This window comes from Rhizobium sp. NLR10b (assembly GCF_019685435.1).
Lineage (GTDB): Bacteria > Pseudomonadota > Alphaproteobacteria > Rhizobiales > Rhizobiaceae > Rhizobium.
The window spans coordinates 47407-71014 of the sequence record NZ_JABDWV010000007.1 but is presented as its reverse complement, the minus strand read 5'-3'; the positions used below and the strand labels follow the sequence as shown (position 1 = coordinate 71014).

Sequence of the window (23608 nt, the reverse complement as noted above, 5' to 3'; positions counted from 1 at the left end):
CGCATTTCCTTAAGCCATATACCACGAGAACCGAAGGCATTCTCTTCCGATTTGCGGCCGGCGCCCGGTATTATTTTTCCGGCCCTGTCGCGAGAACAAGACCGATCGTCTTTCTATCGGTCGCTGGAGAACCGAAGCCGTAGCAGCGCCGGATCGGCGAGGTCTGCAGTCCGGACCTGCCCGTCAGATCGGCCGCTGGCGGCCGTAAAGCAGGAGCATGCTGATGATGACAGCGCCATAAATGAGTTGGCGGCCTGCTTCCTCGATCTGCATTACAGAAAGGATCGACTGCAGCAGCGTAATCAGGATGACGCCGGCAACTGTCCCGAGATAGGACCCTTTGCCGCCGAGCACGTGAGTGCCGCCGAGGACGACGGCGGCAATCGAGGGCAGCAGATAGGCGTCGCCCATGGATTGCGACGCCTTCGACGCGTAACCCGCCAGCAACACGCCCCCGAGCGCGCTGAGCCCCCCTGACATGACGAAGGCAAGAAGCGTAATGCGGCGTGTGTCGATGCCGGACAGATAGGCGGCGCGCTCACGGTTTCCGATGGCATAAAGCGATCGGCCGAAGGTCGTGCGCGTCAGCAGGAAGACCGCAAGCAGGCCGATCAGGAACCAGACGAGAACGCCATTCGGTAGCCCGGGAACGGTATATCCGGCCGCGAGAAATCGCATGGCCGGCGAGGCCGAATCCTGGGGAGAGAAGCCGCCGGTGTAAACGACCATCAGCCCTTGCGCGACAGCGTTGGTGGCCAAAGTGATGATCATCGAGGGAATTCGGAGGTAAGCGACCGCCACGCCATTGACGAGGCCGATCGCGCATCCGCAGAAAATGCCGAAGGGGATTGCCAGGATCGAACCCGTCGTTCCGTAAGCCGTCGCGGCGCAGGCCATCATCGCGCCTGTGGTCACGACCCACGGGACAGAAAGGTCGATTTGGCCGAGCAGGATAACCGCCATCATGCCGGTGGCGATGACACCGAGGAAGGAGGCTACCTTCAACTGCTGCAGAAGATAATCGGGCGACAGGAAATTCCGCGAATAAATTGAGCCAGCGAGCAGCAGCAGGATGATGCATCCGAAAGCGGTGGCGACCGCCGGATCGACGCCGCGCAGCCGTGCAGGCATTCGAAGCTGCCGCAAAGTAGTTTCCTCGCTCATTGAAACCACTCCAGCCGATTGCGGACCCTCGAAAGGCCGACGCAGCCGATACTGATCGCCAGCATCAACACGACGCCCTGGAAAAGGGGCTGCCAAAGCGGATCGAAATCGAAGACGAACAGCAGGTCGCCGATCGTGCGGAATGCCAAGGCTCCGAAGACGGCGCCGACGGCACTTCCCTTGCCGCCAGCGAGGGAAACGCCGCCGAGCACCACCGCCGCGATCGAATAGAGTGTGTAGGCGTTGCCGCTCGCCAGGGCCGCTTCGCCGGTATAGGAGAAGAAGGTGAGATAGAGCCCGCCGATCGCCGAAAGGAGCCCGGCCAAGGCATAGGCGGCAAGTTTTGCCCGCTTGACCGGCATCGCCGACATGAAGGCGGCATTCTCGGCCGACCCGACGGCATAGGCTGCCCTGCCTATCGTCGAGCGGCTGAACGGTATCCAGATGACGATGATGACTGCGAGAAGGACGGTGAGGCTTGCGGGAACGATCCCGAAAAGCTTCGAGGTGAACGCATCGGCCAGATCCTCGTTGACCGAGCCTCCGGGAGTCGGCCGCAGCAACAGCGCCAAGCCGTAGAAAATCGCGCTGGTCGCAATCGTCGTGACAATCGGCTGCAGCCGGCCGAAGATAATGATGAGCCCGTTCAGCATGCCGCAGCCGAGTCCGGCAAACAGCACCACGACGACGCCCGCCGCCGTCTCCAGCGGCGTTCCGACGACCAGCCAGGAGGCAATGCAATTGCAGAGGACCAAAACCATGCCGGCCGAAAGGTCAATGCCGGCGGTGATGACGACCAGGCACTGGGCCATCGCTACAAAGGCAAGCAGCGTCGCTTTGTTCGATGCCGTCTGCACGACATTGGGGGTGAAACCCGCCGGGTGGTTCGAAACGTAGAGGGCGAACATGGCGATGAAGAGCAGTGCGGCAAACAACGTCCCCTTCTGTTGCGCATACCAAAACCGTCGTTCGCCGAAAGCCAGTCTTGTCATGGCGCTGTCCTTTGTTGTGCGTGGTCGCCGCCGATATTGAGCGCGGCGCCGATCAACTCATGTTCGTTGATATCGGCGCCTTCAAGCTCGCGGACAATGCTTCCATCATACATGACGAGTACCCGGTCGCAGCATCCGATCAGTTCGTCATAGTCGGTGGAGTAGAAGACGATGGCCGCTCCGGCATCCGCAAGCTTGCGCAGCAGCAGATAGATTTCCTGCTTGGTGCCGACGTCTATGCCGCGCGTCGGATCGTTGAGCAGGATGATGCGCGGCCGGTTCATCAGCCATTTGGCGATGACCACCTTCTGCTGGTTGCCGCCGGAGAGGCCTGCAACGGGCATGTCGATCGTCGCAGCCTTGATTGCCAGAAGCTTGAACAGTTCGTCGATTTCGCGACGCTCTGCCGTCCGATCAATGACGCCATTACGCGAAACGCGTTCGAGGGCTGCAATCGAGAGGTTCTCGCGCACGGTCATTGGCAGCATCAACCCTTCGGTCTTCCTGTCCTCGGGGATCAACGCCATGGATATGCCGCCAGACTTGGCATGACGGGGACTCTTCAGTCTGACCGGCATGCCGTCGATCGCGATCTCCCCTTTCAGGTCACGCAGCACGCCGAAGAAGGCCAGCAGCAAATCGCGCTGCCCCTGGCCGTCCAGCCCGCCGAGGCCGATGATCTCGCCGGGCCTGATGTCGAAAGTGATGCCGGAGAGCCGATCGCCCCAGGAAAGATCGCGGCAGGAAAGGATCGGTTTTTTCTCCGGTCGATGCGCGGGCTTCGGCGGGAAGACATTGGTGTATTCACGGCCGATCATCAGTTCGACTACCTGCTGATCGCTCTTGGTGCCCGCCGGGTAGGATTCGATGCTGCGGCCGTTGCGGAACACCGTGCAGTCATCGGCCAGCTGGGCGATTTCGTGCATGCGGTGAGAGATGTAGATAAGCGCCATCCCTTCGGCGCGCAGGCGCTTCAGTACGGCGAAGACCTTTTCGACATCCGCCTGCGTCAGCGCCGACGTAGCCTCATCGAGGATCATCAGTCGCGGCTTGCGGGCAAGTGCCTTGGCAATCTCCACCATTTGCCGTCGAGACAAGGGTAGCTCTTTGACCAATACTGAAGGATGGATATCGGACGCGCCGGCGCGAGCCAGCGCTTCCTCGGCTATCTTGCGCTGTTTGTGCCGGTCTATCATGCCGAACCTCTGTGGCGGATGGCTGATGACGATGTTATCGGCGACAGAGAGATCGGGAATGAGCGAAAGCTCTTGGAAAACGCACACGATGCCCGCGGCGTTGGCGGCCGCCGGCGAGGCAAAGGTGACCTCCTTGCCATCAAGCAGCATGTGTCCTTCGTCCGGCGCCACGACGCCCGCCATGATCTTGATCAGTGTGGACTTGCCGGCGCCGTTCTCGCCAAGGACGGCATGAATCGCCCCTGGCCGAATGGCGATATGGGCATCCTTAAGCGCGACGGCTCCGCCATAACGCTTCGATATGCCTTCCATGCGGAAAATCGGTTCGGACAAAGTCATGCGTCCAGCCTCCGTTCGCTCTGTCGTGGCCAGATTGCGGGTGCGAACACCCGCAATCATATCCGAGGAAGGCTGCTATTGGTTCTCTTTGGTCTGCCCCATGATTTCCTGGGCGGTAAAATTGATGCCGCAGGTCGGGAAGGAATTGCCGACGAAGAAGTTGTCGGATTGAGTTGGATAATAATCCTGACCATCCTTGAAATCCGGGTCAGAAACCAGCGCTGTCGGCAGCTTGATCGCCTGTGGCACGACCTGGCCCTCAAGTGCCGCGATCGCGGTCTTGATGGCGACGGCGACCTGGGCCGGTCCCGTGCCGGCGGACGAACATTTCAAGCCGTCGGCGGCATGGGCGGCGCAGAATTTGCGGAAACCGTTTTCCGTCTCACCGCCGAAAGGAACAAAGGGATGTTTGGCATCGATCATCGCCTGCACGACGCCGGTATCACCGCCCTGGGCAGTGATACCGTCGAACGGGCCGTTGGTGGCGATGGCATCGGCCGCCGCCTTCTGAGCAACGCCGTCATCCCATTTTCCGACCACTTCGGTCACGGTGAATTTCTTGCCGGAGGCGTCCAGGGTCTCATGGATGCCATTGTGACGATCCGTGTCCACCGAAGTGCCGGCGACGCCGCGCACTTCCAGCACCTTGCCGCCATTCGGCAGATGCTTGATCAGCCAGTCTGCCCAGATGACGCCGAGCCCCTTCTGATCGACGTTGACGTTGATCGCGTCCTTGGTGTCAAGAATGTTGTCGAAGGCAACGAGGATCACACCGGCCTGTTTGGCGCGCTTGATCACCGGGCCGAAGGCGGTGGGATTTTGAGCGTTCACCACGATGGCGTCATAACCGGCATCGATGAAGTTGTTGATCGCGGAGATCTGTGCCGGCACGTCCTCGCCGGTCGAAACAACCTTGAATTCCTTGAGCTTGGCCGCGACATCCGGTTGAGCGGCATAGGCCTTGGCCGTCTGCACCATCTGGATACGCCAAGTATTGGCGATATAGCCGTTCGCCAGCGCGATACGATAGGGGCCGTCCTTCTTCGGATACTGCAGGAACTGTGTGTCCGCTGCCCAGGGCACCATGCATCCGGGGTCGGCGGCGGGACCGGATACGACCTTTGGCTCCGCGCTGGCCGCGCCACAGAGCAAGGCAAATGCGGACGCAGAAAACGCGGCAATACGGGCGAGTTTTGCTTTCTTCACCTTACGCATGAATGTTCTCCTCCTCCGGCGAACAGAGCCGCCTCTTCTATGCTTCTAAATGTGCATATTTGGCCCGGAAATATTCCATCCCTATTTTTCCGGTACATTTCAAATTAACATAGCTGACAGCGCTGTCAAATCGCATTTGTTAGCGCTATCAACTATAGTTGTGGCAATGTTGTTTGCCATGAGAGAATATGAAATCTGATTTTTCAAACGAGCGGCGGAACTCCATGCGGCGGATAACCCTTGATGACGTTGCCAATCTCGCGGGTGTCAGCCCGATTACTGTTTCGAGAGTATTACGCAAGCCTCATGCGGTCTCGCCAGCCCTGCGGCTGCGCGTCGACGCCGCCATCAAGGAACTCGGCTATGTCCCCAATATAGCCGCAAGCCGCCTCGCCTCCGCGCGCACGCATGCGATCGGCGTCATTGTTCCGACCCTCTACAACGTCATCTTCGCGGAATATCTGTTTGCGCTTCACGACGTCCTGGTCGCCGCGGGCTTCCAGGTAATCGTCGTCAATAGCCGCTATTCCGAGATCGAGGAGGAAAACGCCATCAAGGCGCTTCTCGGCCAGGGGGTAGAGGCGATCATCATCACTGGTACTCATCACACGCCACTATCGCGGCAGCTTCTGGCACAAGCGCATCTTCCCGTGGTCGAGACCTTCGAGCTTTCGGCGGATCCGATCGATCTCAATATCGGCATGTCGCAGGAACAAGCCGGGCAGACCGCCACGCAACATCTGATCGAACGCGGCCTACGCCGGATCGCGTTCCTCACCGGCAATCTCGATCACCGTGCTCAGTCGCGCTTCGACGGCTACCGAGCGGCGATGCAGCAGGCCGATTTGCCGAATATGCAGATCATCGCCGAGAAGCCGCGCTACAGCTCCGTCGCGCTCGGCTCCAATCTCTTCGCCATCACGTGTGCCGGCGGCGAGGTTCCGGAGGCGATCTTCTGCACCGATGACAATCTGGCGCTCGGCGCCATGCAGGAGTGCCGCAAACGCGGCATTCGGGTGCCGGACGACATAGCGATCATGGGATTTCATGATCTCGAATTTGCCGCCTGTGCCGCACCGTCCCTCTCCTCGGTCCTGACCCGCCGCTTCGAAACCGGAAAACTGGCCGCTGAAAAGGTGCTGACCGCGCTCACCTCCTCCGTCACATCCAAAGGGCAGCAGATTGATCTTGGCTACGCCTTAATTCCGCGCGAAAGCACCGCAACATGATTATAATTTGTGCAGCGTTTTCTTGCGCACATTTTTCGGGCGTACATCTTGCAAAAATTGCTGCAGCGCGTCATACATTGTACCAATGACGCATCGCGATCTGACAATTCTGGTGATCGACGAAAATGCCATACGCGCCTCCATCATCGAGGAAGGACTGCGCGAGGCAGGGCATGCGCGCGTCACCGTGGTACATGAGGTCAACGGCATCGCGCGAACGATCGAAACGCTGATGCCTGACGTGATCATCATCGATATCGAAAATCCCAACCGCGATATGATGGAACATCTGTTCCAGCTGACGCGCACGGTCAGCCGCCCGATCGCCATGTTTGTCGATCGCTCCGATACGGCGTCGATCGAGGCCGCCGTCGACGCCGGCGTCTCGGCCTATATCGTCGACGGATTGAAGAAGGAGCGAGTCAAGCCGATCCTCGACATGGCCGTCAGCCGCTTCAATGCCTTCAGCCGGCTGCGGCGCGAACTCGCCGATGCCCGCTCGGCGCTTGAAGAACGCAAGCTCATCGAGCGCGCCAAGGGCATACTCATGAAAATGCGCGGCCTCTCCGAGGAAGAGGCCTTCGCCCTGCTGCGCCAGACGGCAATGAACGAAAAGAAGAAGATGTCGGAGATCGCTCAGAGCGTCGTCACCGCCGCGGGGCTTTTGATGTAATGGCCGATATTGCGAGTTTCCGGAGGACACCGGAGTGGATATGATGACGAAGACCGCCAATTCCGGCGGGCTGCCCTTGCCCGCACGTGTGAACAACGAAGGCGCGAAGGTGCTGCGGGCGGGGTTCATTCCGCTTGTCGACGCATCAGTGCTGATTGCGGCGACAGAATTCGGTTTTGCACGGAAAGAAGGCCTGACCCTCGATCTCGTCAAGGACGTTTCCTGGGCGAATGTTCGCGACCGCCTGGCGTTTCGCCAGTTCGACATCGCCCATATGCTTTCGCCGATGCCGGTCGCTTCGATGCTCGGCCTCGGTTCCAACCCGTCGCCGACGATCACGCCTTTTTCGTTGGGGCGCGGCGGCAATGCCATCACCCTGTCGGCCCGGCTCTTCGAGAGGATGCGCGAGGACGCCCGCTTGCCGGAAACGGCAGGCGCGCTCGCCAATGCCTGCGCCCTGGCAAAGACATTGGCGACAATGAAGGCACGCGAAGAGCCGCTGCCGACCTTCGGCGTTACCTATCCCTTCTCTTCCCATAATTACGAATTCCGTTACTGGCTGGCGGCGGGCGGCATCGATCCCGACAAGGACGTCAAGCTCGTCGTCGTGCCGCCGCCGATGACGTCCGACGCGTTGGCGGCCGGTGCGATCGACGGGTTCTGTGTAGGCGCCCCGTGGAATATGGTTGCCTCTGAGCGCGGGCTCGGCCGTATCGTCGCCGCCAAGCAGGATATTTGGCCCTCGGCTCCTGAAAAGGTGATCGGCATGCGGCCGGATTGGGCCGAAAGCCATCCCGAAACCGTTTCCCGATTGATCGTGGCGCTCGACGCTGCAGCGCGTTGGTGCGACCGCTCGGACAATCACGACGCGTTGGCGGCCGCCCTTGCCGATCCCCGTTACATCGCCGCCCCGGTAAACATCATCCGCAGCGTTCTCGCCGGCGAATTCAACCTCGATGCCAGGAGCAACCGCCGCGTCATCCCCGATTATTTCCAGTTCCATTCCGGTTTCGCCAACTATCCGAGGCCGAGCCATGCCCTCTGGATTTACAGCCAGATGATTCGCTGGGGGCAGGCCGAGACCAGCCTCAACAAGGCACGGGCCGCCACCTCCGCCTACCGCCCGGACCTCTATCGCGCAGCTCTAGGCGACAACAACGCGCCTGTTGACGCCGATATTCGCATCGAAGGCGGCGAAGAGAACGATCGCTTCATGGATGGTCGGATCTTCGATCCCGCAGAGCTGCCGGATTATGTCGCGGGCTTTGCCGTCAGGAGTACCCTGCCCTTCTTCACCGGCAACGACGAAAGCTGATGCCAGACCTGCCTGCACAAAACGCCAGCACGGATCGGCGCTCGCCCTATCGCAACGCACAAAAGATTTGCACTTCTGCCGCTGCTCGAAAAACAGGCAAGGCCAAAATCTCCCTCGAAGAGCTTTTATTTCAAAGACTTGAGCAACACGTAGAAAATTGGCACGCGGTTTGCATTGCTTGTATTGCACAGATCAACGACGATCGGGGCAAGGGCACACGCAGGCGCTCATCAAGACACGGGCTACGTTGCGACATGCAAAGCAAACGGTAGTCGATCAAATTTTCGGCAACCCGGTATTCGGGTTGCTTTGAGGTAGATAGGCCGGAAGGCCAATGATTGGGCGTCCAACGGCGGACGCCGCCAGCAAAGCCGCTGATCAGGATATTCGCGCGCCTCGTGCAAGCGCGTCCTGACCAGCGGCTTTTTTGTTTTAACCCCCAGCAATGGATCGGCACGACCTTGTCGGGCCACGGAGAAGCTATGTCTGCCATTGAGAAAGTGCAGCCCATGTCAGCCGGCGAACCAGCCAAAGCACTGTGGATCTCCACTGTGGCCTTCACCCTCTGTTTTGCCGTGTGGACGATCTTCGCGATCATCGGCATCCGCATCAAACAGGAACTCGGGCTGAACGAGGCCGAGTTCGGCCTGCTGATCGGCACGCCCGTGCTCACAGGTTCGATCGTCCGCATCGTTCTCGGCATCTGGACAGGGCGTTACGGCGGCCGTCTCGTTTACACGCTGACGATGCTTGCCGCCGCATTGGCGACGTTCCTGCTTTCCTACGCCCACACCTACACGCAGATGCTGATCGCCGGCCTCGGTGTCGGTCTCGCCGGCGGCTCCTTCGCAGTCGGCGTCGCCTATGTCTCGCCTTTCTTCCCGGCGGAGAAGCAGGGGACGGCGCTCGGCATCTTCGGCGCCGGCAATGTCGGCGCGGCCGTCACCAAATTCGTGGCCCCCTTCGTTCTGCTCGCATGGGGCTGGCAGGCGGTTGCCGAGATCTGGGCCGTCGGCCTGGCGCTGATGGCAATCGTCTTCTGGTTCACCACATCAGATGACCCGGCCTTCCGGCTGCGCCGCAACCGCGGCGTCGCCTCCAAGAGCCTGGCCGAGGAATTCGCGCCGCTGCAGAACGTTCAGGTCTGGCGCTTCTCGCTCTATTATTTCTTCGCCTTCGGCGGCTTCGTCGCCCTTTCCTTGTGGCTGCCGCGCTATCTCGTCGGCGTCTACGGCTTCAACCTGGAAACGGCCGGCATGATCGCGGCCGCCTACTCCATCCCGGGCAGCATCTTCCGCGCCTTCGGCGGCGTGCTGTCGGACAAGAAGGGCGCGCGCAGCGTCATGTACGCGATGTTTGCCGTGTCGGCTGTGGCCACCCTCATCCTTTCGCTGCCGGCCACAGCGATCACTCCGGTCATCTTCATCGTCGTCATCTTCGCGCTCGGCTTCTTCATGAGCCTCGGCAAGGCCGCCGTCTACAAGCACATTCCGGCCTACTACCCCGACAGCGTCGGCGCCGTCGGCGGCATCGTCGGCATGATGGGCGGGCTCGGCGGCTTCATCCTGCCGATCGCCTTTGGCCTCCTCAAGGATATGACCGGCCTTTGGTCCAGCTGTTTCCTGCTGCTTTTCGCGATCGTCGCGATCTCGCTCATCTGGATGCACCTGTCCGTCAAGCAATTGTCGCGCGAGGGGCACTCCGCGCCCGTGGCTGCAACCTGATCTAAGGACTGTAGATATGACTGAAAAACTCGTTATCATCGGCAATGGCATGGCGCCCGGGCGCATGCTGGAGCACCTCTTCGAACAGGCGCCCGGACGCTATGAAGTGACGATCTTCAATGCCGAGCCGCGCGTCAATTACGACCGCATCATGCTGTCGCCGGTTCTCTCCGGGGAAAAGGACTACGAGCAGATCATCATTCACGGTGACGGCTGGTATATCAAGCACGGCATCATGCTCTACAAGGGCCACAAGATCGTCAACATCGATCGCGAAGCCAAGACCGTAACGTCAGACCACGGCGTCACCGAAAGCTACGACAAGCTGGTGATCGCAACCGGTTCGGTGCCCTTCATCATCCCGGTTCCAGGCAAGGATCTGCCGGGCGTCATCACCTATCGCGATCTCGACGACGTGCAGGCCATGCTGCTTGCCGCCCAGTCGCGCGAAAAGGCCGTCGTCATCGGCGGCGGCCTGCTCGGTCTGGAAGCGGCGGCCGGCCTTGCCCAGCGCGGCATGGACGTCACCGTCCTGCACGTCATGCCGACGCTGATGGAGCGCCAGCTCGATCCTGCCGCCGGCTATCTCCTGCAGAAGGCGGTCGAGGAACGCGGCATCAAGGTGATCTGCAAGGCTAACACCAAGGCAATCATCGGCAACGGCAGGGTCGAAGGCATCGAGCTCGATGACGGCCGCATCATCCCGGCAACCCTCGTCGTCATGGCCGTCGGCATCCGGCCGAATGTCGGTCTGGCGAAGGACGCCGGTCTTGCGGTCAACCGCGGCATCGTCGTCGATGCCGGCATGCAGACCTCTGACGGCGATATCCTGGCGCTCGGCGAATGCGCCGAGGTGGGCGGCATGGTCTACGGCCTCGTCGCGCCGCTCTATGAAATGGCCCGTATCGCCGCCGCCCATCTCTCGGGCGATCGGTCCCCCGCCTTCGTTCACGCGGACACGCCGACCAAGCTGAAGGTCACCGGCATCGAACTCTATTCGCTCGGCGATTTCGCCGACGGCGACGATCGCGAGGAGATCGTGCTGCGCGATGCCAGCGCCGGCGTCTACAAGCGCCTGGTCCTGAAGGACAACAAGATCATCGGCACCGTGCTCTATGGCGAAACCGCCGACGGCGCGTGGTTCAACGACCTGAAGAAGAAGGCGACCGACATTTCGGAGATGCGCGAAACGCTGATCTTCGGTCAGGCCTATCAGGGAGGGTCGCCGCTGGACCCTATGGCGGCCGTTGCAGCCTTGCCGGATGACGCGGAAATCTGTGGCTGCAACGGCGTATGCAAGGGCAAGATCACCTCGACGATCAAGTCGAAGGGGCTGACGTCGCTCGACGATGTGCGCGCCCATACGAAGGCATCCGCCTCGTGCGGCTCCTGCACCGGCCTCGTCGAGCAACTGATGGCGCTGACGCTCGGCGACAACTACAATCCGGCTGCCGTGCAGCCGATGTGCACCTGCACCGAGCTTGGCCATGACGACGTTCGCCGGCTGATCAAGGCCAAGGGCCTGAAGAGCATCCCTGCCGTCATGCAGGAGCTGGAATGGAAAACTTCATGCGGCTGCGCCAAATGTCGGCCGGCGCTCAACTATTACCTCGTCTGCGACTGGCCGGATGAATATGCCGACGACTATCAGTCGCGTTTCATCAACGAGCGCGTCCACGCCAATATCCAGAAGGACGGCACCTATTCCGTCGTTCCGCGCATGTGGGGCGGCGTCACCAATTCGAACGAGCTGCGCGCTATCGCCGATGTCGTCGACAAGTTCGAGATCCCGATGGTGAAGGTGACGGGCGGCCAGCGCATCGACCTGCTCGGCATCGAGAAGGAAGATCTACCCGCCGTCTGGGCCGATCTCGGCAAGGCCGGCTTCGTCTCGGGCCAGGCCTATGCCAAGGGTCTGCGTACCGTGAAGACCTGTGTGGGATCGGACTGGTGCCGTTTCGGCACCCAGGATTCGACCGGGCTCGGCATCCGCATCGAGAAGTTCATGTGGGGCTCCTGGACGCCGGCCAAGCTGAAAATGGCGGTGTCCGGCTGCCCGCGCAACTGCGCGGAAGCAACCTGCAAGGATATCGGCGTGATCTGTGTGGATTCCGGTTTCGAGATCCACTTCGCCGGTGCGGCCGGTCTCGACATCAAGGGCACCGAGGTGCTCGGGCTGGTGAAGACCGAAGACGAGGCGCTGGAGCATATCGTGGCCCTGACGCAGATGTATCGCGAACAGGCCCGGTACCTCGAGCGCATCTACAAGTGGGCCAAGCGTATCGGCCTGGAGGAAATCCGCCGGCAGATCATGGGCGATGCCGAAAAGCGCAAAGCCTATTACGACCGCTTCGTCTTCTCCCAGAAATTCGCCCAGGTCGATCCGTGGTCGGAGCGTGTCTCCGGCAAGGACAAGCACGAGTTCAAGCCGATGGCGACGATCGGCTACCCGCAGGCAGCTGAATAAGGAGATTGATATGACCTGGCCCAATGAAAACTGGCATCCGATCGGTGACATCTCCGATATCCCCTTGCGTGGTGCACGCTGCGTGAAGACGCCGCAGGGCAAGATCGCCGTCTTCCGCACGGCCGAAAATGAGGTTTTCGCCATCGAGGACCACTGCCCGCACAAGGGCGGTCCGCTCTCGCAAGGGATCGTGCACGCCAAAGCCGTCACCTGCCCTCTGCACAACTGGGTGATCTCTCTCGAAACCGGCAAGGCGCTCGGCGCCGACGAGGGCGCGGTGCGGATCATCCCGATCCGTAACGAGGACGGCGCTCTCTTCATCGCGCTCGAAAGCCTGATGATGGCGGCGGAATAGATGACGACAGAGGTCAAGACCACGTGTCCCTATTGTGGCGTCGGCTGCGGCGTCGTCGCCACGGTCGACGAGGCTGGCGCGGTCAGCGTCAAGGGCGATCCCGAGCATCCGTCGAATTTCGGCCGGCTCTGCTCAAAGGGTTCGGCTCTTGCCGAAACCATCGATCTCGACGGCCGGCTTCTCTATCCCGAAATCTCGGGCGAACGCAGCGGCTGGGAGGAGGCGCTCGATCTCGTCGCCCGGCGCTTTTCCGAAACCGTCGCCAAACACGGGCCGGATTCGGTTGCCTTCTACGTCTCGGGGCAACTGCTGACCGAAGATTATTACATCGCCAACAAGCTGATGAAGGGCTTCATCGGCTCAGCTAATATCGACACCAATTCCAGGCTCTGCATGTCCTCGTCCGTCGCGGGCCATCGTCGTGCTTTCGGCGCCGATACGGTGCCCGGAACCTATGAGGATATCGAGCTTGCCGACCTGGTGGTCCTGACCGGCTCCAACCTCGCCTGGTGCCACCCTGTCATCTACCAGCGGCTCGCTGCCGCAAAGGTGGTGCGACCCAACATGCGCATCGTTGTCATCGACCCGCGCCGGACGATGACATGCGATATCGCCGACCTGCATCTCGCAATCCGCCCGGACGGCGACGTCGCGCTGTTCACGGGACTGCTTGCGCATCTCGCCACGAGCCCGGCGATCGACCAGAACTATATCGCCGCCCATACGGAAGGCTTCGGCGACGCCTTTGCGGCAGCGGCCGCGCTTGATATCAACGAGCTCCTGGAACGGACCGGCCTGCCGGCCATGCAGATCCGGGAGTTCTTCCGCCTGTTCGAGACGACTGAGAAGGTTGTCACCTGCTACAGCCAGGGCGTCAACCAATCCTCCTCCGGCACCGACAAGGTCAATGCCATCCTCAACTGCCACCTCGCGACCGGCCGCATCGGCCGTCCCGGCATGGGGCCGTTCTCGCTGACCGGCCAGCCCAACGCCATGGGCGGGCGTGAGGTCGGCGGCCTTGCCAATATGCTTGCGGCCCATATGGCGATCGAGAATGCGGATGACCGGGACCGCGTGCGACGCTTCTGGAATTCGCCCGTCATTGCCGCAAAGCCCGGTTTGAAAGCGGTCGACATGTTCCGCGCAGTGGCGGACGGGCGCATCAAGGCGCTCTGGGTGATGGCCACCAATCCTGTTGTGTCGATGCCGGATGCCGACAGCGTCGAAAGCGCGATCGCCGCCTGTCCCTTCGTCGTCGTGTCGGACATCCTGAAAGAGACGGATACGACCCGCCACGCCCATGTGCTTTTGCCCTCGCTCGGCTGGGGCGAGAAGAATGGTACCGTCACCAATTCCGAACGCCGCATTTCCAGGCAGCGGCCGTTTCTCGACGTCCCGGGCGACGCCAGGGCCGACTGGTGGCAGCTTGCGGAGGTCGGACGCCGCATGGGATTCGGCGCCGCCTTCAACTTTGACGCGCCGGCGGCAATCTTTGGGGAACATGCCGCGCTTTCCGCCTTCGAAAACAACGGCAGCCGCGACTTCGATATCGGCGTCCACGCCGACATCAGCGGTGGCGCCTTCGACGAACTGTCGCCCTTTCAATGGCCGCAGCCGGCAGGGACGGCTCCCGCCGTCACCCGCTTCTTCGCCGGGGGCGGCTTCTTCCATCCCGATGGCAAGGCGCGCTTCGTTGCGGTCAAACCACCGGCAACCGATCGTACCAATGCCGATTTTCCCTTCACCCTGAACACCGGCCGCATCCGCGACCAGTGGCACACGATGACACGAACCGGAAAGAGCGCGCGGCTTTCCGCCCATATCGCCGAACCCTTTGCCGAGATCCATCCGCGCGATGCGATCGAGAACGGCATATCAAGCGCCGGCCTCGTCGAAATCGAGAGCCCCCAGGGCACAGCAATCGTGCGGGCGCTGGTGGCCGACCGCCAAGCGCGCGGCGGCGTTTTCGCACCGATGCACTGGAACGACCAGTTCGCGGCAAAAGCGCGGATCGACGCCGTGGTCGCGCCGATCACCGACCCTCTTTCCGGCCAACCGGCGTCGAAGAATGTTGCCGTTGCCGTTCGGCCCTTCCGCGCCACCCATTACGGTTTCGCGGTCTCGGCCATCAAACCGGACACACCCGCCGCGGCCTATTGGGCGGTGGCAAAGGCTGCCGGCGGCTGGCGGCTGGAGCTTGCCTTCACCGAGGCTGTCGAAGACTGGACGGCTTGGTGCCGGAAGGTCTTCGCCATTCCGGCCGAGATCGAACCCCTGGGTTACGCCGATCGGCAATCCGGCGACCTGAGGCTCGCCTTCTTCGATGGCGAGATCCTGCTTGCCGCTCTGTTTCTCGCTCGCGAACCGGTTGCCGTCGCACGCAACTGGGCAATCTCGCAACTCTCCGTCGTGCATGGCGACCTCAGGAAACGCTTTGCGCTGGTCGCAGGCCGCCCCGGGGCCGGTCGACCGGATCCCGGTGCCACCGTCTGCTCCTGCTTCAGTATCGGGGTCAACCAGATCGCTGCCGCGGTGCGCGGCGGATGCCATAGCGTCGAAGCGGTGGGCAAGGAAACGAGCGCCGGAACCAATTGCGGCTCCTGCCGCAGCGAAATCGGCAGGATCATCGATCGCTGTCTTGCCGCAGCGGCGGAGTGAATGCGCAACCGCGGATGCTGACGTCGGATGTCAGGTTGCGCTCGGAACGACAAGCATTTGACGGTCGGCTGAGATGCGGACGGCGATCTCGTCATAGGAAGAGATGGTCGGATGCGGCGTCTCCATCTTATGGTGATGGGTTGCCGTAACGACCATGACATCAGCGCCCGCCGCCTCGGCGGCCTTGATGCCAGCTGCAACATCCTCAAACACCAGACAATCCCGCGTGCTGACGCCGAGGCGTTCGGCGCCGAGAATATAACATTGCGGATCGGGCTTTCCGACCGTCACATCCTCCGCCGTCACCATGAATTTCGGCAGAGGCAGGCCAGCCGCTTCCATCCGGCGGTGGGCAAGACGCGAGGGCGAAGAGGTGACGATCGCCCAGCGATCCAGCGGCAGCGAACTGAGGAACGCCGCGGCACCGGAAATGGCAACGACATCGCCGACATCGGCAATTTCAGCCTCGGTCACCAGCCTTGCCTCGTGTTCGGGATCGACGCCCGGCAGGTTAAGCCGGGTGATTGTGTCAATGCCACGCGATCCATGCATCTTCGGCAAGAAGGCGCCGACATCGAGCCCATGGCCTCTTGCCCAGTCGCTCCAAACACGCTCGGCCGCGAGGATCGAATTGAGGATGGTGCCGTCCATGTCGAAGAGGAAGGCGGCATAAGGCTTTTCGAAGCCACGGGGCATCGGCGGGTACAAGGGCGTAGCTCGATAAGGAGGAGTGTCGGACGGTGGTGGTGCCGATGAAACGGCAAATCGCTGCGTTTTGCAAGCCTGCGCAGGACAGCGACGCTGCGTGGTTTGGAGCCTTTCCAGCAACTTGGGCCGTTAAGGTTTGCGCACGATGCAAACTCCGCGTGCAGGTTTTTCAAAAAGATCGGAACAATGACTCCTGCAGGTGGTTACTCAGAGGTCATCCGTGATGAAAATCAAAGGAGGATATCCTCATGACCAAATCCCTTATTGCCGCTTCGCTGCTCGCGATCGGCATGGCATCGTCAGCCTTTGCTCAGTCGAATCCGGATCCCATCGGACCGACAAATGGCGGCTCGACCGATCCGGGTTCGGGTAACTATTCGTCCGATTACACCAACAGCGACAATGGCATGCACCCTGTCCAGGTCGCGCCCGTCGATCCGACCACGACCCAGAGCATCCAACCGCCGCAGGCGATGGAATGCGCCGGCATGCCGCAGCAGCGGACCGGTGTCGATACGCGCGGCGGTGAGAGCGGCGCATCAATCAGCGAAGCCTGCCGCGAATACGACAACTGAGCAGGCAATCGCCCGTTTTGAAACATGTCGCGCAAAAGCGCACCACATCGGAAAAGGCCGGTTTATGCCGGCCTTTTCATGTCGCGGCGGATAAAGACTTCTTCCGCATCAGACCTTTTGATCCGCGCGTTCCGACCACCCGTCTTATTGCGCCATTGATCATTCCGCAGGGTGCGGCATCACCGGATGGTGATCATCGAGCGGTGGCCGCTGCCGCCAGCCAGTCAGATGGTTCATCAGCGGGAAATAAGCGCCATAAGGCAGCAGACGCGCCAGCTTCAGCATCGTCGTGAAGCGCCTGGGGAAAGCGATCTCGAAAGCCTCCGATTTCAGCCCGGCAGCAATCTGGCGGGCAGCCTCCTCGGGCGACACCAGCGCCGCTGACATGGGAAATGCGCTCTTCCCCACCGACGGCGTGTCAACGAAGCCAGGGCTGATGAGCTGGATGCGGATGCCCATCTTGTCGAGATCGAATTTCAGGCTTTCGGCCATGTTGATCAACGCCGCCTTGGTGGCGCCATAGGCAGCCCCCGTCGGCAGGCCCCCATAGCCTGTGGCGGAAGAGACGATGGCGATCTGTCCCTGCCCTTTCGCTTTCATATGGCGGATCGTCGGCAACAGACAGTTGACGACGCCGCAAAGATTGACCGCAAAGCTCATTTCGAAATCGGCGCGGTTCAGGTCCTCGGCGTGAACAGGCAGATGGATACCGGCATTGAGGATGGCCATGGCCAGCGTGCCATGCTCATATTCGATGGAGGCCAGGACATGTTCCATGTCCTCAGCATCGGTGACATCACCGTCGAGGACGATAATGTTGCCGGAAAGGCCGCTGGCTTCGGCCTGTAGCTCGACCAGCTTTTCGTGGCTTCTGGCGGTGACCGCGACCTTGTATCCTTCGCCGGCAAGCTTCAGCGCAAGCGCCCGGCCGATACCCGAGCTCGCGCCCGAGATCCAGACGATTCCATGTTCGGGACGGGCGATGAAATCACGCATGACATGCTCCTCCGGCTCTGCCTGACCAGCACGAAAACAGGCCCGGAAGTTCTTTGCGCCTCCCGGATTTACGGCTTTATCACACCATTGTGGCTGCTTTCAGCCGATCAGGTCGCCGATCATCTGACGAAAGGACCCGGTCAGCCGGATCGGTCCATCCGAAACAGCCAAGGCAATGCAAGGCCTGTCCCTTTCGGCAACCGGCCGGTGATCGACAGTTTCATCGGCAATCGAGATGTCGCCGGGGCCGAAATGGCCGCGCTCATCGTTGAAAGCCCCGTCGAGAACGAGGATCAGTTCCACGCCTTTATGCGTGTGCGCCGGAAAGGCGCGTCCAGGGCGAATCCACATCAGACGGACCTCGCAGCCGTCCATGTTGAGCGAGTATTCTTTAAATCCGGGCAGCCGCCTGCGCCAGGCGACCTCCTCGACTTCGAAGCCGACAAGGTCGCGCAGCCCACGGGGAAACAGCGCAGTCGCCGGTCTCCTGGCTGCCTCTGGCTCAGAATCGGAAGAAGCGGTGGAGAAGATTGCCGCAAGGCGCTGCTTGCGGTCGGCAATGGCGGCTTCCGTCGTGTTTTCCAGCGCCTCTCCGGCCAGCAGCTCGAGTGCCTTCACCAAGTTGCGATTGTCAGGTTTCATTTCCAGGTGGGAGTGTACGAGCACGCGTGCCGGCTCGGGCAAGGAGCCGGCGACATAATGCGCCATCAATGCGTCGATCGTGTCGATCTGCTTGTAATCCATTCGGTTTTCGGCCACGCCCCGCTGCCCGTGTTCCGTTGTCGCTTTGTCCTCATCCGTACGGGGAAAGTCAATCTTCGGATCACCGCGACACGGTGGGATCGCGCTCGCGGGCCATTTCGGGCAAGAAAGCTAAATTTTATCGTGGCCGTCAGGGCCATGGAATAGCATTTCTTGCCAACACAGCCTTGTGAAGGGAAAAGACCGTTCCTAAAGTAAGAGTTCGAAAGAGGCAGATTCCATGACCTTCCATCCCTCCGTCCTCGAAGCCATCGGCAGCACGCCGCTGATCAAACTCAAGGGTGCCTCCGCGGCAACCGGCTGCACCATTCTCGGCAAGGCGGAGTTCCTGAACCCCGGCCAGTCGGTGAAGGACCGTGCCGCGCTCTACATTATCCGCGATGCGGAGCGGAAGGGGCTGCTTCGGCCCGGCGGCGTCATCGTCGAAGGCACGGCCGGCAATACCGGCATCGGGCTGACGCTGGTCGCCAAGGCGCTCGGCTACCGCACCGTCATCGTCATCCCGGAAACGCAGAGCCAGGAAAAGAAGGACGCGCTGAAGCTGCTCGGCGCCGAACTCGTCGAAGTGCCGGCCGTTCCCTACAAGAACCCGAACAACTACGTGAGAGTGTCCGGGCGCCTTGCCGAGCAAATGGCAAAGAGCGAACCGAACGGCGCGATCTGGGCGAACCAGTTCGACAACGTCGCCAACCGGCAGGCGCATGTCGAAACGACCGCGCCGGAAATCTGGAAGGATACCGACGGCAAAATCGACGGCTTTATCTGCTCCGTCGGTTCCGGCGGCACGCTGGCAGGTGTCGCTGCCGGCCTCAAGGCCTTCAAGGCCGACGTCAAGATCGGCATCGCCGATCCCGATGGCGCCGCTCTCTACGAATTCTACAAGAACGGCACGCTGAAATCCGAAGGTTCATCGATCACCGAGGGCATCGGCCAGGGCCGCATCACCGCCAATCTCGAGGGCTTCATGCCGGACTTTTCCTATCGGGTCTCCGATGCCGAAGCACTTCCCTATCTTTTCGATCTCGTCGAAAACGAGGGCCTGTGCCTCGGCGGCTCGACGGCGATCAATGTTGCCGGCGCCGTCAATCTCGCCCGGGACCTCGGCCCCGGTCACACGGTGGTGACAATCCTCTGCGACTACGGCAACCGCTACCAGTCGAAGCTTTTCAATCCGGATTTCCTGAGGTCGAAAGGACTGCCCGTTCCGGGCTGGATGGCTCGGTCTTCCGACATACACGTTCCCTACGAACCCGTGTGAGACCGATGCCCGTCAATGCCCTTTATCGTGACGACTTCTATCTCTCGACATGCGAGGCGGTCGTCACCGCCGTTCACGACGACGGGGGCATCGAGCTCAACCAGACCTGCTTTTATGCCACTTCGGGTGGCCAGCCCGGTGACACTGGCCAGCTTGAACGCGCCGACGGCACCAAGATCGCACTCGGCCAGACGAAACACGGCGCCGGCAAGGACGTCATCATCCACGTGCCGCTCGAGAACGAGCCGCGGCCGGAGGTTGGCGAGACGCTGGTGCTGCATGTCGACTGGCCGCGCCGCTACCGGCTGATGCGCATGCACACGGCCTGCCACCTGCTGTCGGTCATCTGCTCCTATCCGATCACCGGGGCCGCGGTCGGCGAGGAAGAAAGCCGCGTCGACTTCGACATGAGCGAGACGATCGACAAGGACGAGGTCACGGCCAAGCTGATGGAACTCGTCGGCCAGAACCATCCGGTCTACTTGCAATGGATTACCGACGACGAGCTTGCGGCCAACCCAGACATCGTCAAATCAAAGAACGTGCGCCCGCCGATGGGGCTCGGCCGGGTCAGTCTCGTCTGTATCGGCGAGAACTCCTCGATTGACAGCCAGCCCTGCGGCGGCACACATGTCTCGGAGACGCAGGAAGTCGGTCAGATCCATATCGCCAAGATCGAAAAGAAGGGCAAGGAGAACCGGCGCTTCCGAATCCGATTCGGCACGCCCGGCGAAGAAGCCTGACAAGGGGAGACCATAATGACTGAGAGCAAGAGCCGTTTCGTCGTCTCGGCCGACTGGCTGCAGGCCGAGCTCGGCAAGCCGGATCTGCGCGTGCTGGACGCCTCCTTCTACCTGCCGGCGCAGAAGCGCGACGCCGATGCCGAATATGCGGCCGGCCATATTCCCGGGGCCATCCGCTTCGATCAGGACAAGATCGCCGACCACTCGACGTCTTTGCCCCACACCATCCCCTCGCCCGATTACTTCGCCGCCGAAGTCGGCAAGCTCGGCATCAGCGAGAATCATCGCATCGTCGTCTATGACGGTATCGGCGTGTTTGCCTCGCCCCGCGTCTGGTGGCTGTTCCGGGTGATGGGCACCAAGAACGTCTTCGTCCTCGACGGCGGTCTCGACGGCTGGAAGGCCGAGGGCCGTCCGCTCGAAACAGCGGCCCCCAGCTATGCCCCGACGACGTTTACGCCTGACTTCGACGAGAGCCGCGTCGTGACGCTGGATACCATGCGTGACATCGTCTCGAGCGGTGCGATGCAGATCGCCGACGCCCGTAGCGCCGGCCGCTTCGCCGCTACCGAACCCGAGCCGCGTGCCGGCATGCGCTCCGGCCATATGCCCGGCGCCCGAAGCCTGCCCTCCGGTGTCTTCGCCAACCAGGGTCGGTTCAAGTCGCTACCCGAACTCAGGCAGACGATCGAAAAGGCCGGGATTGATCTCTCTAAGCCGGTCGTCACCTCCTGCGGCTCGGGAATAACGGCCGCGATCATCACGCTGGCGCTGGAATCCCTCGGCCATCACGACAACAAGCTTTATGATGGTTCATGGAGCGAATGGGGCAGCCGTGACGATACCCCTGTTGTCACCGGTCCACCGACGCCGGTCAAAGCCTGAACCGCCATGGGAAAGACACCCGCTTCGCTCAAAGCTCATATCACCCGTCTTGAAATGACAGCGGCGCCGAAGGCCAGCATGCCGGTGCCCGTCAATATCCAGACGGCGATCATGCGTGCGCCAGGCATACCACTGCCCTTCTACCGCTATCTCTACCGACAGGTGGGGGCGCGCTGGCAATGGGTGGACCGGCTGCGCATGAGCGACGAGCAACTCACCGAAACGCTGAACGACAAGCGCAACAATATCAGCGTCCTCTACGTGAATGGCGCGCCGGCTGGATTCTACGAGTATTTCTGCGAGGACGAGGAGACGATCGAACTTAGCCATTTCGGCCTGATCGAACATGCGCTCGGGCTTGGCATCGGCAAATGGTTTCTGCTGCAGGCGCTCTATGCGATCTGGGCGCTCGATCCGAAGCGCGTCACCACGACCACCAATAATCTCGACCATCCGCGCGCACTGCAGCTCTATCAGATGTACGGCTTCTCCCCTGTGTCCACAGGCACCGGCATTGTGCGGCCGCTGAGTGACAAGGAACTGCTGGAGCTTGCGCGGAAAAGCTGAAGGTTTGATTTGCTCGTCCAAGGGCTGTCTGCGTGCAAGAAACGGGTGGTTTGCACGCTCGTCCAGGTGCAATTTCATGGCAATCACAAAGGAGATTTGTCATGACCGTCATTCGTTTTGCCGCTATGCCGACCGCCGATGCCGATGCCCTCTGGAACGGTGGCCGTGATGCCTATGACAACCTGCCCGAGACGATGATATCAGACGGTGACGGCAACCCCTGCCGCCATTGCCTGCAGAATATCGAAGAAGGCGAGGAACTGCTGGTTTTCGCCTACCGGCCCTTTCCGGCGCTGCAGCCCTATGCCGAAACCGGGCCGGTCTTCCTGCATAAACAAGTCTGCCGACGCTACGCCGCCGAGGAGGTCCAACCGCCGATGCTGACGATGAGCCCCAATTTCATCGTCCGCGGCTACAGTACGAATGATCGCATCGTCTACGGCACCGGCGCGGTGACCGATTTCGACCAAATTCCGGCCTATGCCGAGACACTGCTGGCACGAGCCGACATCGCCTATGTCCATGTGCGTTCGGCACGAAACAATTGCTTCCAGTGTCGGATCGACAAGGTAAAGGCGCCGGCCCTGATAGAGACCGGCGCCTTTACGTGACCTTGGGCCAGATAGCTTACGCGACGTTGAGCACGCTTTCCGGCGCGAAGGCTTCGTAACCGAGCGCCTCGGCGACCGGCTTGTTGGTGATGCGGCCCTTGTGCACGTTGAGGCCGTTCCTCAGGTGCTTATCTTCGGTGATGGCGCGCAGGCCGCGGTCGGCAAGCGCAAGCCCGTGGACCAGCGTGGCGTTGTTCAGCGCATGCGCCGACGTGACCGGTACTGCGCCGGGCATGTTGGCGACGCAATAATGCACCACGCCCTCGACCTCATAAGTCGGATCGGAATGCGTCGTCGCATGCGAGGTTTCGAAGCAGCCGCCCTGGTCGATGGCGACGTCGACAATGACGGCGCCCTTCTTCATGCCGGACAGCATCTCACGGGTAACGAGCTTCGGAGCGGCAGCACCCGGGATCAGCACAGCGCCGATGATGAGATCGGCCGAGAAGACCTCCTCCTCGAGCGCCTGAATGCTGGAATAACGGGTGTGGACACGGCCGGCGAAAATGTCATCGAGCTGACGCAGGCGCGGCAGGGATTTATCGAGGATGCTGACATCGGCGCCGAGTCCGGCGGCCATTCTGGCGGCATGCAGGCCGACTACGCCGCCGCCGATGACTGCGACCTTGGCCGGCAGCACGCCGGGCACGCCGCCGAGCAGGACACCGAGACCGCCATTGGCCTTCTGCAAGGCTGTCGCTCCCGCCTGGATAGACAGGCGCCCGGCGACTTCGGACATCGGCGCCAGCAGCGGCAGGCCGCCGCGCTCGTCGGTCACCGTCTCATAGGCGATGGCGGTGACGCCGGAGGCGAGAAGACCTTTGGTCTGATCGGGATCGGGCGCCAGATGCAGATAGGTGTAGAGCAGCTGACCATCGCGAAGCTGCTCCCATTCGGAGGGCTGCGGCTCCTTGACTTTGACGATCATGTCGCACTTTTCGAAAATATCCTTGGCGGAGGCGGCAATCTTCGCGCCGGCCGCGGCATAGGCGGCATCATCTGCACCGATGCCGGCACCCGCCTTGGTTTCCACCCAGACCTCGTGGCCATGAGCCACATATTCGCGCACCGAAGCAGGCGTCAGGCCGACGCGATATTCATGATTCTTGATTTCCTTCGGGCAACCGACACGCATTTCGCGTTCCTCTCCTTCTGTCTCCGCGGTCGCGGATCTCC

At 61.4% G+C, this 23608-nt stretch carries 21 protein-coding genes; 13 read left to right on the top strand and 8 right to left on the bottom strand.

From position 1 onward, the window contains the following. Window positions 1-183 precede the first annotated feature (183 nt). The 4 genes from HJB91_RS13025 to HJB91_RS13010 form a co-directional block, all read right to left on the bottom strand. Window positions 184-1164: an ABC transporter permease gene (locus HJB91_RS13025; protein ID WP_210628155.1), complete on the bottom strand. Its 981-nt coding sequence runs from the start codon at window positions 1162-1164 to the stop codon at window positions 184-186. Beyond that, window positions 1161-2156 carry an ABC transporter permease gene (locus HJB91_RS13020; RefSeq protein WP_210628156.1) on the bottom strand — a complete coding sequence of 332 codons (996 nt, stop codon included), beginning with the start codon at window positions 2154-2156 and terminating at the stop codon, window positions 1161-1163. The genes HJB91_RS13025 and HJB91_RS13020 overlap by 4 nt, the downstream gene beginning before the upstream one ends. Next, the gene (locus HJB91_RS13015; protein ID WP_221154915.1) at window positions 2153-3691 is read right to left on the bottom strand and encodes a sugar ABC transporter ATP-binding protein; all 1539 of its coding nucleotides are present in this window, start codon (window positions 3689-3691) and stop codon (window positions 2153-2155) included. Before HJB91_RS13015 ends, HJB91_RS13020 begins: the two co-directional genes overlap by 4 nt. 75 nt (window positions 3692-3766) lie before the next feature. Then, the gene (locus HJB91_RS13010) at window positions 3767-4906 is read right to left on the bottom strand and encodes a sugar ABC transporter substrate-binding protein (RefSeq protein ID WP_210628158.1); all 1140 of its coding nucleotides are present in this window, start codon (window positions 4904-4906) and stop codon (window positions 3767-3769) included. Window positions 4907-5130: 224 nt separating this feature from the next. Here HJB91_RS13010 and HJB91_RS13005 point away from each other — a divergent pair, with 224 nt between their 5' ends. The 7 genes from HJB91_RS13005 (at window position 5131) to HJB91_RS12975 (ending at window position 15327) form a co-directional block, all read left to right on the top strand. Further along, entirely contained in the window at window positions 5131-6135 is a 1005-nt protein-coding gene (locus HJB91_RS13005) for a LacI family DNA-binding transcriptional regulator (protein WP_210628159.1), read from the top strand. An 85-nt stretch (window positions 6136-6220) separates the two neighbouring features. Further along, the gene (locus tag HJB91_RS13000) at window positions 6221-6808 is read left to right on the top strand and encodes an ANTAR domain-containing response regulator (protein ID WP_011425077.1); all 588 of its coding nucleotides are present in this window, start codon (window positions 6221-6223) and stop codon (window positions 6806-6808) included. 34 nt (window positions 6809-6842) lie between these two features. Beyond that, window positions 6843-8123: a CmpA/NrtA family ABC transporter substrate-binding protein gene (locus HJB91_RS12995; protein WP_210628160.1), complete on the top strand. Its 1281-nt coding sequence runs from the start codon at window positions 6843-6845 to the stop codon at window positions 8121-8123. A 482-nt stretch (window positions 8124-8605) separates the two neighbouring features. Beyond that, window positions 8606-9847, top strand: a complete 1242-nt coding sequence (locus tag HJB91_RS12990; RefSeq protein WP_221154914.1) for a nitrate/nitrite transporter — start codon at window positions 8606-8608, stop codon at window positions 9845-9847. A 16-nt stretch (window positions 9848-9863) separates the two neighbouring features. Beyond that, window positions 9864-12314, top strand: coding sequence for a nitrite reductase large subunit NirB (gene nirB, locus HJB91_RS12985; RefSeq protein WP_221154912.1), 2451 nt, complete (start codon window positions 9864-9866; stop codon window positions 12312-12314). Window positions 12315-12324: 10 nt separating this feature from the next. Then, window positions 12325-12669 carry a nitrite reductase small subunit NirD gene (nirD, locus tag HJB91_RS12980; RefSeq protein ID WP_210628163.1) on the top strand — a complete coding sequence of 115 codons (345 nt, stop codon included), beginning with the start codon at window positions 12325-12327 and terminating at the stop codon, window positions 12667-12669. After that, window positions 12670-15327: a nitrate reductase gene (locus HJB91_RS12975; protein ID WP_221154911.1), complete on the top strand. Its 2658-nt coding sequence runs from the start codon at window positions 12670-12672 to the stop codon at window positions 15325-15327. It abuts the gene before it with no gap. A 30-nt stretch (window positions 15328-15357) separates the two neighbouring features. Here the strand turns inward: HJB91_RS12975 and HJB91_RS12970 are convergent, their stop codons facing one another. Further along, window positions 15358-16023 carry an HAD-IA family hydrolase gene (locus HJB91_RS12970; protein ID WP_409079589.1) on the bottom strand — a complete coding sequence of 222 codons (666 nt, stop codon included), beginning with the start codon at window positions 16021-16023 and terminating at the stop codon, window positions 15358-15360. A gap of 260 nt (window positions 16024-16283) precedes the next feature. Here HJB91_RS12970 and HJB91_RS12965 point away from each other — a divergent pair, with 260 nt between their 5' ends. Continuing rightward, complete coding sequence (locus HJB91_RS12965; RefSeq protein WP_210628166.1) at window positions 16284-16610, top strand: hypothetical protein; 327 nt, start codon at window positions 16284-16286, stop codon at window positions 16608-16610. 159 nt (window positions 16611-16769) lie between these two features. Here the strand turns inward: HJB91_RS12965 and HJB91_RS12960 are convergent, their stop codons facing one another. Both HJB91_RS12960 and HJB91_RS12955 read right to left on the bottom strand, forming a co-directional pair. Beyond that, window positions 16770-17606: an SDR family oxidoreductase gene (locus tag HJB91_RS12960; RefSeq protein ID WP_221154909.1), complete on the bottom strand. Its 837-nt coding sequence runs from the start codon at window positions 17604-17606 to the stop codon at window positions 16770-16772. Window positions 17607-17705: 99 nt separating this feature from the next. Continuing rightward, complete coding sequence (locus tag HJB91_RS12955; protein WP_210628168.1) at window positions 17706-18350, bottom strand: ChrR family anti-sigma-E factor; 645 nt, start codon at window positions 18348-18350, stop codon at window positions 17706-17708. A gap of 238 nt (window positions 18351-18588) precedes the next feature. Here HJB91_RS12955 and HJB91_RS12950 point away from each other — a divergent pair, with 238 nt between their 5' ends. The 5 genes from HJB91_RS12950 to HJB91_RS12930 all read left to right on the top strand — a co-directional run bounded on the left by HJB91_RS12950 (window position 18589) and on the right by HJB91_RS12930 (window position 22432). Continuing rightward, window positions 18589-19626 (top strand): cysteine synthase A, encoded by a 1038-nt coding sequence (locus HJB91_RS12950; protein ID WP_210628169.1) that lies wholly within the window; start codon window positions 18589-18591, stop codon window positions 19624-19626. A 5-nt stretch (window positions 19627-19631) separates the two neighbouring features. After that, a complete protein-coding gene (locus tag HJB91_RS12945; RefSeq protein ID WP_138396748.1) occupies window positions 19632-20369 on the top strand; it encodes an alanyl-tRNA editing protein in 738 nt (245 codons plus the stop codon). 15 nt (window positions 20370-20384) lie between these two features. Then, window positions 20385-21254, top strand: coding sequence for a 3-mercaptopyruvate sulfurtransferase (gene sseA, locus HJB91_RS12940; protein ID WP_221122768.1), 870 nt, complete (start codon window positions 20385-20387; stop codon window positions 21252-21254). A gap of 6 nt (window positions 21255-21260) precedes the next feature. Continuing rightward, window positions 21261-21821, top strand: a complete 561-nt coding sequence (locus tag HJB91_RS12935; RefSeq protein ID WP_210628171.1) for a GNAT family N-acetyltransferase — start codon at window positions 21261-21263, stop codon at window positions 21819-21821. A 101-nt stretch (window positions 21822-21922) separates the two neighbouring features. Beyond that, window positions 21923-22432 (top strand): DUF1203 domain-containing protein, encoded by a 510-nt coding sequence (locus HJB91_RS12930; RefSeq protein WP_210628172.1) that lies wholly within the window; start codon window positions 21923-21925, stop codon window positions 22430-22432. A 16-nt stretch (window positions 22433-22448) separates the two neighbouring features. Here the strand turns inward: HJB91_RS12930 and ald are convergent, their stop codons facing one another. Then, the gene (gene ald, locus HJB91_RS12925; protein WP_210628173.1) at window positions 22449-23567 is read right to left on the bottom strand and encodes an alanine dehydrogenase; all 1119 of its coding nucleotides are present in this window, start codon (window positions 23565-23567) and stop codon (window positions 22449-22451) included. Between the last annotated feature and the right edge of the window lie 41 nt (window positions 23568-23608).

Coding starts and splice junctions, on each gene's coding strand:
- HJB91_RS13025 (WP_210628155.1), bottom strand. CDS start 1,164: ATGAGCGAGGAAACTACTTTGCGGCAGCTTCGAATGCCTGCACGGCTG.
- HJB91_RS13020 (WP_210628156.1), bottom strand. CDS start 2,156: ATGACAAGACTGGCTTTCGGCGAACGACGGTTTTGGTATGCGCAACAG.
- HJB91_RS13015 (WP_221154915.1), bottom strand. CDS start 3,691: ATGACTTTGTCCGAACCGATTTTCCGCATGGAAGGCATATCGAAGCGT.
- HJB91_RS13010 (WP_210628158.1), bottom strand. CDS start 4,906: ATGCGTAAGGTGAAGAAAGCAAAACTCGCCCGTATTGCCGCGTTTTCT.
- HJB91_RS13005 (WP_210628159.1), top strand. CDS start 5,131: ATGCGGCGGATAACCCTTGATGACGTTGCCAATCTCGCGGGTGTCAGC.
- HJB91_RS13000 (WP_011425077.1), top strand. CDS start 6,221: ATGACGCATCGCGATCTGACAATTCTGGTGATCGACGAAAATGCCATA.
- HJB91_RS12990 (WP_221154914.1), top strand. CDS start 8,606: ATGTCTGCCATTGAGAAAGTGCAGCCCATGTCAGCCGGCGAACCAGCC.
- nirB (WP_221154912.1), top strand. CDS start 9,864: ATGACTGAAAAACTCGTTATCATCGGCAATGGCATGGCGCCCGGGCGC.
- nirD (WP_210628163.1), top strand. CDS start 12,325: ATGACCTGGCCCAATGAAAACTGGCATCCGATCGGTGACATCTCCGAT.
- HJB91_RS12975 (WP_221154911.1), top strand. CDS start 12,670: ATGACGACAGAGGTCAAGACCACGTGTCCCTATTGTGGCGTCGGCTGC.
- HJB91_RS12970 (WP_409079589.1), bottom strand. CDS start 16,023: ATGCCCCGTGGCTTCGAAAAGCCTTATGCCGCCTTCCTCTTCGACATG.
- HJB91_RS12965 (WP_210628166.1), top strand. CDS start 16,284: ATGACCAAATCCCTTATTGCCGCTTCGCTGCTCGCGATCGGCATGGCA.
- HJB91_RS12960 (WP_221154909.1), bottom strand. CDS start 17,606: ATGCGTGATTTCATCGCCCGTCCCGAACATGGAATCGTCTGGATCTCG.
- HJB91_RS12955 (WP_210628168.1), bottom strand. CDS start 18,350: ATGGATTACAAGCAGATCGACACGATCGACGCATTGATGGCGCATTAT.
- HJB91_RS12950 (WP_210628169.1), top strand. CDS start 18,589: ATGACCTTCCATCCCTCCGTCCTCGAAGCCATCGGCAGCACGCCGCTG.
- HJB91_RS12945 (WP_138396748.1), top strand. CDS start 19,632: ATGCCCGTCAATGCCCTTTATCGTGACGACTTCTATCTCTCGACATGC.
- sseA (WP_221122768.1), top strand. CDS start 20,385: ATGACTGAGAGCAAGAGCCGTTTCGTCGTCTCGGCCGACTGGCTGCAG.
- HJB91_RS12935 (WP_210628171.1), top strand. CDS start 21,261: ATGGGAAAGACACCCGCTTCGCTCAAAGCTCATATCACCCGTCTTGAA.
- HJB91_RS12930 (WP_210628172.1), top strand. CDS start 21,923: ATGACCGTCATTCGTTTTGCCGCTATGCCGACCGCCGATGCCGATGCC.
- ald (WP_210628173.1), bottom strand. CDS start 23,567: ATGCGTGTCGGTTGCCCGAAGGAAATCAAGAATCATGAATATCGCGTC.